Origin of the sequence: Actinomyces sp. Z16 (assembly GCF_003111765.1) — a bacterium.
Taxonomy (GTDB): Bacteria; Actinomycetota; Actinomycetes; order Actinomycetales; family Actinomycetaceae; genus Actinomyces; species Actinomyces glycerinitolerans.
Genome location: NZ_CP027862.1, coordinates 3,249,529 through 3,265,428 on the forward strand (window position 1 = coordinate 3,249,529; position 15,900 = coordinate 3,265,428).

Sequence of the window (15,900 nt, forward strand, 5' to 3'; positions counted from 1 at the left end):
GCCCGGGGCGTGCAGTTCCGCGCGCACCCGCACTGTCTGTGGCGCCCTCCCCCGCGCGAGGATGGCGGGACCGGTCAAGGAGGATCCCGCCATGTCAGTTCCCAGCGTCCAGCTCTACGCCGTCCGCGACGCCCTCGCCGCAGACCTGGAGGGCACCCTCGCCCGCATCGCCGAGATCGGCTACACCCGCGTCGAGGCCTTCGCCTTCGTCGAGCAGGCGGAGCGGCTACGCCGTGCCCTGGACGCCGCTGGCCTAACCGCACCAACCGCGCATGCCTCGATCATCGAGGCCGAGGATCCCGAGCAGGTCCTGGCCGCGGCCACGGAGATCGGTACCCGGCTGCTCATCGACCCGTACCTGCCACCGGATCGCTGGCGGACCGCCGACGACGTCGCCCACCTGGCCGAAAGGACCAATGCGTCGGCCACGCTCGCGGCGCAAGCGGGGATGACACTCGGCTATCACAACCACTCCTGGGAGACAGCGACCCTGATCGGCGGCAAGCATGCGCTGGAGGTGTTCGCCGATGCGCTTGAGCCGGGTGTGGCCCTGGAGGTGGATACGTTCTGGGCAACCTTCGGCGGTGCGGATGCCCCGGCACTGCTGCGGCGCCTGGGCGACCGGGTCAGGGCAATCCACGTCAAGGACGGCGTCCTGCCCTCCACTCCCCCGCGACTTCCTGAAAGCATTAAGGGGATCACCGCCGTCATGGCGCAGTACACGGCCCAACAGCAGCCGGCCGGCCGTGGCGCGGTAGACATCGAAGCCTCGCTGCGTGCGGCGCCGCAGGCGCTGCGCGTGGTCGAGTTCGACGACTATGCGGGCGACATCTTCGAGGGCATCGCGGCCTCACTGACCTGGCTGCGCGAGCACGACGCCTGAAGGCGCGTTCACTCTAGGCCTTCTGCACCATGCGCGCAGAAGGCGGGCATCTGGGCCTGTCCGCGGCCGAACCTGCATCGGTAGCTTCGCATTCGTCGGGGGGCTCGGATCGGGCGATGCCGCCGCATCAGCCTCCGGACGGCCGTTTGTCTGCGAAGGAGCTTTGTCATGCCGCGTCCCATCAACCTGTTCACCGGCCAGTGGGTGGATCTGCCGTTCGAGGAGGTGTGCACGCTGGCGGAGCAGTGGGGCTTCGATGGCCTGGAGGTACCGGTGGCCGGCGACCACCTGGACGTCTACCGCGCCGCCGAGGACGATTCCTACTGTCAGCAGTGGAAGGACACCCTGGCCCGTCACAACCTGAGCGTGTACGCCATCTCCAACCACTCCACGGGCCAGTGCATCTGCGATGACCCCATCGACTTCCGCCACCGTGGCCTGCTGTCCGATCGCGTCTGGGGCGACGGCGAGGCGGAGGGCGTGCGCGAGCGCGCCGCCGAGGAGCTCAAGCTCACCGCCAAGGTGGCCGCCAAGCTCGGCGCCAAGGTCGTCACCGGATTCACCGGCTCCAAGATCTGGAAGTACGTGGCCATGTACCCGCCGGTGGGCGCCGAGGTTATCGCCGACGGATACGAGGACTTCGCCCGCCGCTGGAACCCGATTATCGACGTCTTCGATTCCGAGGGGGTCAAGTTCGCCCTCGAGGTCCACCCCAGCGAGATCGCCTACGACTACTGGACCACCAAGGCCACCCTGGACGCCATCGGCAACCGCGAGGCCTTCGGCATCAACTGGGACCCCTCCCACATGATCTGGCAGCAGATCGACCCGGCCGTCTTCCTCACCGACTTCGCCGACCGCATCTACCACGTCCACTGCAAGGACACCAAGACCCACTTCGACGGGCGCAACGGCCGCCTGTCCAGTCACCTGCCCTGGGACGACCCCCACCGCGGCTGGACCTTCGTCTCCGCCGGCCTGGGCGAGGCCGACCTGGACGGCTACTTCCGTACGCTGAACCAGATCGGCTACGACGGTCCGATCTCGATCGAGTGGGAGGACTCCGGCATGGACCGCCTCCACGGCGCCCCCATGGCCCTGAAGTTCGCGCGCGAGCACGTCTACGACCTACCCGACGCCGCCTTCGACTCCCACTTCGACAACCGCTGACCCGTCAAGGTAGAGCCAGAAACGCACTCCCGACGCCGCACCGGTGCCCCACAGCTTCCATCTGGAAGGTGTGGGGCACCGGAGCCTCATGCGGGTATCCCCATGGCCGGACCATGGCGCCTTGTGGCACCCTGGGGATCGTGGATGCTTCCCCCGTCGACGACGACGCCTCTCCCGCCTCCGCCTCGGTCACCCCACCCCGGCGTCCCAGCACAGAGGTGCTGCGCGGTCTGCGCTTCGGCGCCCTGGCCATCGCAGTGATCGCCAGCGTCTGGGCCTGGCAGCAGGCCAACCACTATTACCACGTATTCTCGTTCCCCGAGGGTGACATTGCGCTTCCAGTTGTCCCCTCTGTTGTGATCCTCCCAACCTTGGCGTGGGGAGCATTCGTCTGTTCGGACCGGTTGGCACGTCCCAGCCAGATCCAGAAAAGCATCACATTGTTAACGGTGGCAGTGGCTTCCCTGTTGACCAGCGTTTTGTTCGCCGGGTCGTGGTGGGGCGAATCGCAGGACATCCAGATGTCCTATCCGGCGCTCGCCCAGCTCGCGGTTGCAGCGATCGCCCTAGGCGCCGCGGGGGTCGCGGATATCCTCATCCGCGACCGACGCAACCACCACGCAAAGCCCCGTTCCCGCCGAATCCGTCTACTCCGCCCCACCCGATCCGCCACCATTTCCGCCGTCCTGGCACTCGCCGTCGGCGCGGCGGCTCTAGCCCTGCCCGCAGGACACTACGCGACCGAATCCGTGCAGGTACCCGCCGCCCCGACCCAACCAGCGCCCGAGTACCTGAGCGATTCCGTCACCTGGCAACGGTCCATTCAGATTCCCATTCCGAGCGACACGGAACCCATCGTCGGGGTAATCGCCGGGGCAGCCGGCCCCATCGTCATAACCGACCACGGCGCCATGGGCCTCGATCCGAGCACCGGGGAGACCACCTGGTCCTACACCCGCGGCGGCATGACCGTGAAACTCGGCTATGAGCCCTGTTGGGACAACATAAACGCTTGGTGCTACGCGGCCGTCAGCCCGGACCGGAGCCGGCTCGTGCTCGGCTACGACGCCGGCAGGCTTGGAACACCACTGGTCGTACTCGACACCACCACCGGGGAGGTCGCCTTCGAATACGTCTTCCAATATTACTCTTCTTCCCGCATAGATCCGAACCGCATCCAGGTCACCGACCACGTACTGCGAGTAGACGACGAGATCCTATCGCTCAGCGACGGCAGCCTGCAGGCCACTCTCCCCTTTGAGCTCCTGTGGGATTACGACAAACCATCCTACTGTCGCAATAGGGATATAAGTCCTTGCCGGTTCATCCCCGGTCCGACACAGGGCGGACACTCCACCCTGGTTTACGGCGCCATCTGCCACAACCCCGGCAAGCCCGAGGACATAGAATCGAAGGACTACGATTACCGCTGGTGCGAGTTGATCACCGCACCGGACGACGATCCCACCACTGTCACCCTGGCCGAAGGCGTCGCAGCTGCTCCCGATGAACCGGAGTACATCGGCGGCTGGACCGTGCACTACGCCGACCCCGACGCCGCCTACGCCGAGCTGAGCCGCCACCAGGATCCCGAGGAAGTGGATACTCTCAGCTTCCCCCTCGAGGCCGTCAGCCTAGACACCCTTGCCGGAGTCGATGATGCCGAGCCCGTTACCCTCGGCAGCCTGAACCGCCCCGAATACAACCGCAGCACCCGTACCCTCGCCGTACTCGGAGCCGCAGCACCGACCGAAAAGGCAACCGTGCAGGCACGCTTCGACCCCGTCACCCGCACGGTTTACCACGTCGACGATGCAGGCTCCGCCCTCTCCGGACCGGGATACCTCGACGACCTGCAGGCCACCGAACCGGATGAGCAGGAGGGGATAGACCTGGTGCGCAGCGACGGCACCGCCGCCCTGCACCTGGACTACTACTCCGAAGATCCTGCCCCGCATACGTCCTATTCGAGCATTGACGTCCCGTATCTGGTCCAGGCTCCCGGGGTGATCACTGTTATAGATGCCCGCATCGCCTGGGACAGCAGTGGCGACGTCTTAAGACACGAGCTCGTCATTTACGGCGTCGGCTGACCGGGCTACGGCCGCGTCCGGGCCCGCCCACGGGCAGTCCACCCCATGGCCGGGTGCGGCGCCTCCTGCCACCCTGGGAGCATGCGCACCTCCTCCCGCGACGACGCTGCCGCCACACCCACCCCACCCCAACGCCGCAGCACCGAAACGCTCCGCGGCCTGCGCGCCGGCGGACTGCTCACCGCCATGGGCGCAGGAGCCTGGGCCTGGTGGCAGACCGCGCACTACAACGGCGCATTCCGACTCTCCGAGGACATCCGAACCATTGCTCTCGGCGGCGGACTAATCCTGGTTGCGGCCGCGTGCTGCGTCTGGCTACTGATTGCTCCCGCGATGTCGCAGATGCAACGGCGTCGTGCACTGGTACGCGCGCTCGTGCCGACACTATCGTTCGCCGCCGCTTCGCTCCTGTTCGGCTGGATGTGGTGGCGCGAGTCGCAGGACATCCAGATGAGCTACCCGGTGCTCGCACAACTCGCCGTCGCCGCCGCCGGACTCGCGGTTGCCGCAGGCTCAGACCTGCAACTGCGTAGAACCGGGCCACACGCCACTAAAGCGCCGACACGCGCAGAGCAACGCCCACGCATGACGACTATCGCGACCGGCGCCACGACGGGGCCTCTCGCCGTCGCCGTCATCGCGTTGACCATCCCCTCAATGATGTATGCCCCCACATCGGTACGGGTCGCCGCAACCGAACCCGCGCCGATCCCCGAAACCTTGACCGATGAGGTGCGCTGGCAACGAGTCATTGAGTACGACCGTGACGATGACATCAAGGGCGTGATCGCCGGCGCCGCAGGACCCATAGTCGTCACCGCCCACGGCGCCATGGGACTCGACCCCAACACCGGCGAAACCACCTGGTCCTACACCCGCCCCGCGACGCTCGACGGAATAGGCAACAATTGTTCCACACGCGAGCAGGCATACTGCACCGCGGTATTGACCCCGGATCGCACCCGGCTGGTCCTGGGTTACGGGTACCAGCCTTTGGAAACGGAGTTCGTTGTGCTCGACGCCAGCACCGGCGAGGTCGTCTTCGAGCATGCGTACAAGGATCTCTCTGGACTTGAAGAGAACCGCGGTAGGCCCTGGGTCTATTGGAACCCCAGCGTGCAAGTCACCGATCACGTGCTCGTGGTCGAGCAGGAGGTGCTGTCTCTGACCGACGGCAGCCTGTTGAGCACGCTGCCGGACGAACGCGCGCCGAAACTTAACCTAGGCAATCGCTCCGAGTGCCCCCGCAACGATTCTCCCCGGTGCGGAGGTTATCTGCCCCCGTCCCGTGCCGGGCACTCGACCCTCATCCTGGGGATCACCTGCTGGAGCCCGGACAACGATCCAGAGAATTATGTCGATTATCCCTGGTGCGAAATGGAAGTGGCGCCGGACAGCGACCCCTCGGCAGTGAGCACGGCCAGCGGAATCGTCCCGCCAGACCCTGACCGCTGGGAATCCGACTCTGTAGTCGTGGACGGGTGGACCGTGCGCTACGCCGACCCGGACGCCGCCTATGAGGAACTGAGTCGGCACAACCTGATGGAGGAGGCGACCTCTCTCAGTTTCCCTCTGGAGGCCGTTAGCCTGGATGCCCTAGCAGGAGTCGATAATGCCGAGCCCGTCGCCCTCGGTAGCCTGAACCGCCCCGAACACTACGAGGGCGCACACACCCTTGCCGTCCTGGGCGCCGCCGAACCGGACGAGCCGGCCACCGTCCAAGCCTGGTTCGACCCCGCTACTCGGCAGGCCTTCACCCGCGACGACATCGACGCCCACCCCTCTGGTCCTGGCTATCTCGACTCCCTGCGCCTCACCAAGTCACGGACGAACGACAGTATCGATCTGCTTCACCCCGATGACACCATCGCCATGCACGTGGACTACCCCGATCAGCAGGAGATTCTCGACTACGAGTCCGAGTACTCTCCGTACCTCGTACAGGCTCCCGGAACAGTAGCGATCGTCGACCACTGCAGCATCTGGCGCACAGACACGAATGACCCCGCCCCCACGGGCTACGAAACGGTGATTTACGGCGTCGGCTGACCGGGCAAAAGCCGCGTCCGGGCCCGCCAACGGGCAGTGCGCCCCATGGCCGGGTGCGGCGCCTCCTGCCACCCTGGGAACATGCGCACCTCCCCCGCCGACGACACACGCCTCCGCCCGCCTCGCCCGGCACGGGCGATCCGTGAAGCAGCTCTGACTACCGCCGTCGCCATCGGCCTGGTATCGCCCATGCTGGCGGGCTGCACCGACTCGGTCCCGACGTCCACGCCGTCGACGGCCTCCCCTACCCCCACGACGGCGGCCGTCTCCACCACCGCCCCGGGCGGCATGGCCGCAGACATCCCGGACACCCTCGGGCAACAGGTGCGCTGGCAACGCGTCATTGACGATGACGACGCCGAGATCTACCACGTCGAGGGCGTGCTGGCCGGGGCCTCTGGACCCATTGTCGTCACCGGCCACGGCGCGATGGGCCTCGATCCCGAAACCGGTGAGACCACCTGGTCCTACCGCGATCCCGAAGGCACCATGCCGGTAACCGGATACGGCGTCGTCTCCGCCGAACGGGCCCACGGCCAGGCGGTGCTGAGTCCGGACGGCACCCACCTGGTTCTCGGGCTGAGCTCGAGCACCAGCAACTTCGCCACCCGGCTGGTCGGGCTCGACACCGGCACCGGAGAGGTGCTGTTCGACCATGAGGTGACCGGCTACGCGATCGTCAGCGAGCGGGCCGTTGACCTGCATATCCAGGTCACCGATCATGTGGTCATGGCCGAGCGGGAAGTGATCTCGCTCGAAGACGGCTCCGTCCTGGTCACCCTGCCCCCGGACCCGGCCGTCGTCGACGGCGACCGGCAATGCCTGCGCACCGACGTCGGCTCCTGCGAGAGCTTTTGGCCCGGCTCCCAGGGCGGGCACTCCACCCTCATTCTGGACTCGACCTGCTGGAGCCCCGGCCAAACCGCGACCAGTTGGTGCGAGTTGACCCTGGCCCCCGATGACGACCCCACGGCATCGCGACAAGTCGGCGGCTTCGTACCCATCGACCGGACCACGGGCGACGCCGAGGGGCAGAGCACCGTCGACGGGGACAACCTCGACTCCGTGTGCCCCGTTCTGACACCGCCCGTAGTCGACGGTTGGGTCATCCGCTATAGCGACGTCGACGCCGCCTACGCCGCCATGCGCGACGACGATGCGGACCCGCTCTCCCTTCCTCTGGAGGCCATGAGCCTGGACGCCCTCGTGAGCACCAACGACGCCGCACCGGTGCCGCTGGGCACCTCGGGGCAGACCGTGCGTGACTACGGCGCCCGCACTCTGGCCGTGGCAGGCGCGGACGGGAAACCCGGCGACGCGGTGGTCTTCGACCCGGCCACGCGACAGGTACAGGGCGTCGACCAGGCCTTAGAACAGGGCACGGGGGCCGTTTACCTGGATGCGCTGACCGTCACGCGGTCCGGCAGGGACCTCGACATCACTCGCCCCGACGGCTCCGTTGCCCTGCACCTGACCGAATACGACGCTCGCATCGAGCACACCGACGCCTACCTGGTGCCAGCGCCCGGCGTGATCGTCGCCGTCGAACGTCACCGCACCACTTCAGAGGATGGGAAGACCGATGAGTCCGAAGTCGTCATCTTCGGCGTCGGATAGCGGCTCCGCGCCCGCCCGCGGTGACGGTGCCCGGCGCCGCGGGCGCCTCAGCCGACCGGCGTTCCTCGCCACCGTCCTCACGCTCGCCATCGGCGCCGCAGCGCTGGCCATCCCGCAGAGGATGTACGCACCGGAGTCCGTGCGGGTGCCGCCCGCCGCCGTCGCCCTCAGGCCCGATACCCTCGGTGAGGAGGTCGCCTGGCAGCGGGTCATCCGCTACGACGACCGCGACGCCGTAACCGGGGTTACCGCCGGAGCGGCAGGCCCCGTCATCGTTACCGCTCATGGCGCCGCGGGCGTGGACCCCGCGACCGGCGAGCAGACCTGGTCTTATACCCGCCCCGCCTCACTCCGCAGAATCGGAAATCCCTGCGAACGTGATGGGGTGCCCGAGCCGCATACCGACGCCTCGTGCTACGCGGTGCTCACCCCGGATAGAAGCAGACTTGTCTTGGGCTACGACGCCGGCCCGCTCGGAGTTCTGCTGGTCGTGCTCGACACCACCACCGGCGAGGTCGCCTTCGAGCACATGTATGCATACCGCGGTGGCGAGGACAGCCGCACCAGTGCTGGGAGACACGTTGACGTCCACGTCACCGACCGGGTGCTCATGGTGGGAGAGGAGGTGGTGTCACTCGAGGACGGGAGCCGACTTGCCACAGTTCCCGGAAGAGCGCTTCCCGACGTCGGCCTCACCAATGACTGTCCCCGCGACGACGTGGAGCTGTGCGAGAGGTTGGAGGGGCCTTCACGCGGCGGTCATGCGACGCTCGTCCTCGATCTGACCTGCTGGCGGCCGGACCACGACTACGACAAGAACTCGACCTGGTGCGAGGCGCGAATCGCCCCGGATGACGATCTCACTGCCATCCAGACCGTCGCCGGGGTCGTTCCCGCAGAGAGCGGCGGCCCGGAGGTCATCGAGGGGCGGGTCCTGCGTTATGCCGCCCCCGATGCCGCCTACGCGGAGCTGTCCCAAAGCTCTCGAGAGGACGTCGACGCCAGTGAGGGGGCGGCCGGGCGCGGCCTCCCCCTTGAGGCCGTGAATCTGGACTCTGTCTCCGGTTCCGAGCCCGCGGAGACGGTGCCGCTGGACGGTGTCGGTGCGGTCCATTCCTACCGCATTCGGCATCCGTACCGGGTGCTCACAGCCGAGGGCGGGCCCGAAAAGGCGGAGCGGTCGGCCGGGGACGCGGCACCTGACGCGGCGGTTGAGGCCTTCATCGTCCCGTCCGCAGACGGGGTGTATACCGCTGCCGAGCTTGCGGGGCAGACGTCCGGAGCCGCCTGGTTGGAGACGCTCCAGGTACACAGGTCAAAAGGCGAAGGCGTAAGCGTGATGCGCCCGGATGGTGAGGTCGTCCTGCACCTGAACGACTACCCCGCCGCCGCCAATTGGCTCCCGACCTCCGGGGTCGGCTACATCCTCCGGGCTCCCGGCGTGACCGCCGTCGTCGATCAACACGCGATCGTAGAGAGCACCGGGGACGCCTCGTACGAACTCATTATTACCGCGCTGCGCTGACTCGGTTGGCGCGGGCAGCCCGCCCCATGGCCGGACGCGGGGCCGCCTGCCACCCTCTTGCCATGGCCAACGACGACGCCCCGCCCTCCCAGCCCACGCCCGAATCGCAGTCCCCGCGACGGAACCGGGCCCGGAACCAAACCCGGCGCGACAGCATCCTGCGCGGCCTGCGCGCCGGCGGACTACTGGCCGCCGTTATGGCGGGGATTGCCGGTGCCTGGGCGCGCCGTGGAATCACCGTCGACACGGAACTCCCGGAATGGCTGCGTCCGGACGCCAGACTCATCCCGGTCCTGATTCTTCTCGCCTCGGCCATCTGGATAGCGACGAGTATGCTCCCAGAACGCAAGCGAAGGTTGTTCCCCGGACGCAGCATCCTGGCTGTACTGTTGTTGGGCATGCTGCTTGTCGTCGCCGCATGCTGGTCGTTGATCGGGCTGATGTCTGTCAATGACATATCCCTCATCCTGATCCTGGCTATTCTCGCCCCGATCTTCTGGGCGGCGGCCGTTTCTATGGCGGAAAATCTTCGCACGAGTCCTCGTGGGAGGCGCACATCCATTGCAGTCATAACGATTCTGCTGGGAGCACTGCCCAGCACCGGCACCTACCTGCTCGGCAGATCGTGGTGGCAGCAGTCGCAAGATATCGGGCTTCCCTATCCGGTGCTATGGCAATACGCCGTCGCCGTCGCCGGACTAGGAGTCGGCGCGGTGGCCGGAGTTCTTCTGCACGCAACCACTGCTGGAACCTACAAGGAACGGCGTCACATGCTGAGGCTCCCGCACACAGGCCGGGCATCGACAATCACCATGAGTCTCACTGTCGGTATAGCGGTCATAGCCCTGATGGCGCCGTCCCAAGTATACGTGTCGCAATCAGTCCAAGTCCCCCTGACAGACGGACAGCCGGTGCCTGAAACGCTCGGCGACCATTTCGCTTGGCAACGCGTTTTCGACCGTCAAGACGAGGACTGGGTCCATGGCGTCATCCCGGGTTCGGTCGGACCAATTGTCATCACCGAACACGGCGCTCAGGGCCTTGACCCCAGCACCGGCGAAACCACATGGTCTTACCACCGCGAAGCTAAAACCACACTTCTCGCCTCCAATAATCCGCCCTGCGACGAAGAAGAGCAGGCGCACTGCCACGCGGCACTGTCGCCGGACCGCACCCACCTGGTAATCGTCTACGCCGGCGCCGGCGGAGACCTGTTCGTCTCGTTGAACACGACCACCGGCGAAGTCGCCTTTGAGCGCACCGTCACGGATTGGCGGGACAGAGAGGTTCCAATCCAGATTACAGATAACATCGTCACGGCGGGCACCAAGCTTCTGTCTTTGACGGACGGGAGCGTCGTGGCCGAGCTACCGGACCATGACACCGGCAGCGATCAGAGTGAGGCACAGCAGCCAAAATATGCGCACAGTTCAGATCCTGAGGCGCCCCGAATCTATTCGCCCTTCCTTCAGGGTGGGCACTCGACCCTCATTCTTGGAGTCAACTGCTCAGACCTCGGCATTGGTTCCGAATATGCCACGTGGTGCGAGATAACCGTGGCCCCGGACACCGACCCCGAAGCGACCAGGACTGTGGAAGGCATCGTTCCTGTATTTGAGGACTGGGATTACACCGGGATCGCCATTGCCGATGGTTGGACCGTGCGCTACAGCGATCCCGCAGCCGTCCATGAGAGTCTTGGCACTCGATTCGGAACCGACTCGCTCGGATACTCTATTGAAGCAGTCAACCTCGATGCCCTTTCCGGCGTCGATGCCGATGCACAGCCGGTAACGCTGGGAGACTCGGACCGCCCTATTCCCCCCAACGCTGCAAGCACGCTCGGCATCCGCGATCCGGAAGCGTACGCCTACCGCTTTTACCGCCCGGCCCTTTCGGCCGTATTCGATCCCATGGCGGAGCAGGTGCACTCCGCCGGGGATCTGACCGAGCAGGCCACGGGCCGCGGCTACCTTGACACCCTGGTCGTGGAGAAGAGCGTTGACCATTCGGGCCTGGACGTCCTCGACCTGAACGAAAAGGTGGTACTGCATCTGAGCCTCAGCCAAATCGCCTCCCCGGAAGACTTCGCCACTGCGAACGACACCCCGCTTGTCAGCAACGGATACCTCGTGCCAGCGCCCGGAACCGTGGCACTCGTCTATGAGCGCCTCGCCGTGGACAGCGCCAAGCACCCAACCAAGGAACAGATCGTCGTCTGCGGTCTGATATAGAGGCGGATACCGCCAAGGGATGGCGCGTTCGGTGGGCAGCCCGCCCCATGGCCGGGCATGGAGCCTTCTGCCACCCTCTTGCCATGGCCAACGACGACGCCCCGCCCTCCGAGACCACGCCCGAATCGCAGTCCCCGCGACGGAACCGGATCCGGAACCAAACCCGGCGCGACAGCATCCTGCGCGGCCTGCGCGCCGGCGGACTACTGGCCACCGTCATAGCAGGAGCCTGGGCCTGGTGGCAGGCCTGGCGGAACCCGGGCATGTTAGGCCTACACAGCAGCGGCTTGGATCCGCTCTCGCTCTCCTTCATCCTGCTCCTCGCAGCTGCGACGGTCTGGGCCTTTTACGCCTGCATAGTCGAACCGGCAGACAGTCCCCGTCCCCGACGTACGCTCCTGCTCGCCGCGCTGCTTGTACTGATTCCCTCAACCATCGCTGTAGTTCTGCTCGGCAAGTACTGGTGGCAGCGCTCCCAGGCCATTGGTCTGCCCTACCCAGTGCTCTCCCAACTCGCCGTCGTCTCCGCCGGAATCGGCGTCACAGTCACCGCCGGCCTCCTGCTGCACCTGGAACGCGGCAGTCGTACACCTTCCACACAGCTCCTACGCCGCCGCCCCACCCGAACCACGACGGCGGTCGCCGTCCTCACCATCGCCGTCGCCACCATCGCACTCATGCTGCCGGGCCTGACCTTTACAGCCCGGTCCATCGAGGTGTCTGGTCTCCGCCCCGCGTCTGTCCCGAACGCGCTAGGCGAGCAGATTCTGTGGCAGCGTGCCTTCGACACCAATGAGTCCGACTCGTTCAGATACGTCGTTTCCGGAACAACCGGCCCCATCGTCATCACCGAACACGGGGCCCAGGGCCTGGACCCCCACACCGGCGAAACCACCTGGTCCTACACCCGCCCGGCATCGACATTCAGCCTTTGCGGATACAACCATGACTCCGGCACGTGCTACGCGGCCATGAGCCCCAATCACGCACATATGGTGCTCGCCTACCACGCCAGTTTCGGACGCACCCTGTTCGTAGGCATTAATACCACCACCGGGCATGCGAATTTCGAGTACATGCATCACTCCTCCGCCGATACGGATCCAGCGCAGTACCGCAGACAGATCACCGACCATGTGTTCGTATCCGGCCCGGAAATTATCTCTCTTGCCGACGGCAGTCAGCTGGCCACACTGCCGGAAGTCACCATGCCGAGCTGCGACGGGGATTCATCTTGCTTCACACCTCCTGTCCTGCACGATCCATCCAATTTGCAGGGCGGGCATTCAACTCTCATTCTCGGAGCATACTGCCCCAACACAGTACCGATGGGCCCCGAGAGCATCTGGTGCGAAATGGCGGTGGCCCCTGACGACGACCTCACCGCCGTTACCACCGTCAATGGCATCCTGCCCACGGTTAATGACGGACCAGTCGTAGCGAATGGGTGGACCGTGCGCCTCCACGACCCCGACGCCGCCAACCAGGAAATAAGCGACCAGCTCGGGACAAGCCACAGCCGTCCCGTGGATGCAGTCAGCCTCGACGCCCTGTCCGGCGCCGACAACACCGCCCCGATTCCCCTCGGCGACCTAATTCAACCCCTCAATAACAACGGCTCCTGTACGCTGACAGTGCAGGGCGCTTCTTCGACCGAGGTCGTCTTCGATCCCGCCACCGGGCAGGTCAACACCACTCAGGAGCTCACCGAACGAGCGTACGGCCCCGGCTATCTAAACACGCTCACCGTCGAGGAGTCCAAAGAAATATCGGAGCAACCAGACGGAAGCATATCCGTGGAATACACGGGAATTGACATACACAACGCCGACAATAAGGTTGCATTGCACCTGGATTATGCCGATCTCGCCACCGACAATGGAGACATCATCTCCGGCGACTCCCCCGTGCCCGCGCCCGGCGTCGTGACCTTGGTCTATGACCGCGCCGTCGTAGACGACAATGACGGAACCAGCAAGCACCAAACCGTGGTCGTCGGCCTCGGCTAGGAACTCACCCACGGTCAGCCGAGGGCTGTACCAACCCGAAGTGCACTCTGAACGACCTTGGGGACGTTGTACGACCTTGGGGTACGTTCCACGACCACCCCGGGGTCGTGAAACACACCCCAAGGTCGTGAATCGCGCACCGCGCCCCCTAGTCCGCCGTCAGCTGCCATCCTTGGATCATGTGTCCCTCCCACGGCTCCACCTCCCACGACGCAGCACCGTCCTCAGGCGCTCGATCCGCCGATTACGGCAACCGCCCCGACCCAGGCCCGGAGTTCCCGCCTCCTCCGCCGTCGTCCATGCGTGAAGCCGCCGCCGAGCCCCGGAGCACCTTCGAGGTCCTGCGCGGTCTGCGCGCCGGCGGAGCGATCACCGCCGTCGTGGCCGCAGCCCGGGCCATGATCCAGGCATCATGCAACCCCGGCATGCTGGAAGCCGCGGCCGACGTGCTCATCCCCGGTCTCGCCCTACTGACGCCCGTGGCCCTACTGGTCTGGGCGTACTACGCGCACCTGGTCGGCGTACGCCCCCGTCATCACCGCACCCGGATCGTCACTCTGCTCGTGCTGCTCCTGGTCGTCGTACCGGCATTCGCTGTGACGGTCCTCCTCGGCAGACTGTGGCTGCAACAGTCCGAGGCGATCGGCATGGATTATCCGGGGCTGTTCCCACTCACCATCACCGCCGCGGGGCTGGCCCTGACCGTCACCGCCGACGTCCTGCTGCGTTTGACCCGACAGCGGCACCCAGCGGCACCCCGACCGCTCCGACGCCACCTGCGCCCCACGCGGACAGCGCTGGCCGCCGCAGTTCTCACGCTGGTCATCGCCGCCTCCACGGTCATCGTCCCGTACCTGTCCTTCCCGGACCGCGCCCGGTCCGTGTGGCTGACCGCCGTGCGCCCGGTGACGGTCCCCGACACGATCGACGACGACGTCGCTTGGCAGCGGGTGTTCGACGAGACCGAGCCCGTCCGAGGCGTCGTGGCGGGAGCGTTCACCCCCATGGTCATCACCGACCACGGCGTTCTCGGACTCGATCCCAACAGCGGCTACACCGATTGGATCCAAACCCGCGCGGCGTCAACCATTGCGATCGCCGACTGCGACGGCGACCAGCGGGAGGCGTCCTGCTACGCAGCCCTCAGCCCGAACCGCGCACACCTGGTCGTCGCCTACGGCGCCGGCCCGACCCGCACCCTGCTCGTGGGCATCGACACCGCCACCGGGCGCATCGCCTTCGAACACATGCACCACCACTCCAATCCTGATTGGTCAGGCACCGAGAACCGCCTACAGATCACCGACCACGTGCTAATGGTCGACGACGACGTGTTGTCGCTGACGGATGGTTCCCTCCTGGCCACAATGCCGGAGACACGTCTCCCGGTCTGCGAGGACGACTGGGGCTGCGCCATCTCCGGCTGGGAGCCCGCCTCGTTCTTCCAGGGCGGGCATTCGACCCTCATCCTGGGCACCTACTGCCCGAGCGACCGGGAGGGATGGTGCGAGCTGACCCTCGCGCCCGACGATGACCCCACCGCCATCACCACCGTCGACGGCATCGTCCCCACCGGACACCATGGCGGCCCGGTCGTCGTCGACGGGTGGACCGTGCGCTACCGCGCCCCCGACACCGTCTACCAGAAGCTCGCGGACCAGAGCCAGGACACCGCCGAGACAACCACCCATCCCCTGGATGCCGTCAACCTCGACGCCCTATCCGGCGCCGCGCCCACATCCGTCGTACCCCTGGGTGACTTCACGGCACCGGTACAGAACCACGCCGCCAGGACGCTGCGCGTCCAAGCCGGTTCCTCGGCCGACTCCACTGACGCCGTCTTCGATCCCGCTACCGGGCAGGTCGGCACCGTCCAGGCGCTGACCGAGCGGGCCTCCGGCCGCGGGTACCTCGACACCCTCACGACCAGGCGCTCCGGAAGCACTTCTTCGCCGGACGACGTCGGCTTCGACATCGTCGCCCCGGACGGCGCCACCGCCGTACACCTGGACCGCGACGCTATTGAGGGCCACACCGCGGTCTCCGCGGCCGACCAGCGTTACCTCGACGACGGTTACCTGGTGCCGGCGCCCGGCATCATCGCCCTGGCGTGCTCACGCTCGGCCACGGCCGAAGACCCGGATGACTCCGCCCGGGTCTCCTCCGGGTCCGGGAGCTCCGGTAGCAGTGAGACCGTCGTCGTCGGGCTCAGCAACCGGCCCGCGGCGCCCATGGGTCGCCCCGCCTGAGGCACTTGCCGTATTCCCAGTATGGGCCACCAACCCGGGCACTTTGCCGTGGGCGATAAAGCTAGGCGGAC

General features: G+C 66.3%; 9 protein-coding genes. All 9 read left to right on the forward strand.

Annotated features, from left to right (window positions below; all coding sequences use genetic code 11):
* Positions 1-91 precede the first annotated feature (91 nt).
* The 9 genes from C3B71_RS13500 to C3B71_RS13545 all read left to right on the forward strand — a co-directional run bounded on the left by C3B71_RS13500 (position 92) and on the right by C3B71_RS13545 (position 15,829).
* The gene (locus C3B71_RS13500; protein WP_108968761.1) at positions 92-883 is read left to right on the forward strand and encodes a sugar phosphate isomerase/epimerase family protein; all 792 of its coding nucleotides are present in this window, start codon (positions 92-94) and stop codon (positions 881-883) included.
* Positions 884-1,051: 168 nt separating this feature from the next.
* On the forward strand, positions 1,052-2,053 hold the full coding sequence (locus C3B71_RS13505; RefSeq protein ID WP_073328889.1) for a sugar phosphate isomerase/epimerase family protein: 1,002 nt from the start codon (positions 1,052-1,054) through the stop codon (positions 2,051-2,053).
* Between the two features lie 140 nt (positions 2,054-2,193).
* Positions 2,194-4,146, forward strand: a complete 1,953-nt coding sequence (locus C3B71_RS13510; protein ID WP_146752367.1) for a hypothetical protein — start codon at positions 2,194-2,196, stop codon at positions 4,144-4,146.
* An 81-nt stretch (positions 4,147-4,227) separates the two neighbouring features.
* Entirely contained in the window at positions 4,228-6,195 is a 1,968-nt protein-coding gene (locus tag C3B71_RS13515) for a hypothetical protein (protein WP_108968765.1), read from the forward strand.
* Positions 6,196-6,276: 81 nt separating this feature from the next.
* Positions 6,277-7,812: a hypothetical protein gene (locus tag C3B71_RS13525; protein WP_146752368.1), complete on the forward strand. Its 1,536-nt coding sequence runs from the start codon at positions 6,277-6,279 to the stop codon at positions 7,810-7,812.
* Positions 7,778-9,337, forward strand: a complete 1,560-nt coding sequence (locus C3B71_RS13530) for a hypothetical protein (RefSeq protein ID WP_108968771.1) — start codon at positions 7,778-7,780, stop codon at positions 9,335-9,337. The genes C3B71_RS13525 and C3B71_RS13530 overlap by 35 nt, the downstream gene beginning before the upstream one ends.
* Positions 9,338-9,399: 62 nt before the next feature.
* Positions 9,400-11,571, forward strand: a complete 2,172-nt coding sequence (locus C3B71_RS13535) for a hypothetical protein (protein WP_111890636.1) — start codon at positions 9,400-9,402, stop codon at positions 11,569-11,571.
* A gap of 83 nt (positions 11,572-11,654) precedes the next feature.
* Entirely contained in the window at positions 11,655-13,580 is a 1,926-nt protein-coding gene (locus C3B71_RS13540; RefSeq protein ID WP_108968776.1) for a hypothetical protein, read from the forward strand.
* A 179-nt stretch (positions 13,581-13,759) separates the two neighbouring features.
* Positions 13,760-15,829, forward strand: a complete 2,070-nt coding sequence (locus C3B71_RS13545; RefSeq protein WP_146752369.1) for a hypothetical protein — start codon at positions 13,760-13,762, stop codon at positions 15,827-15,829.
* Positions 15,830-15,900: the final 71 nt, after the last annotated feature.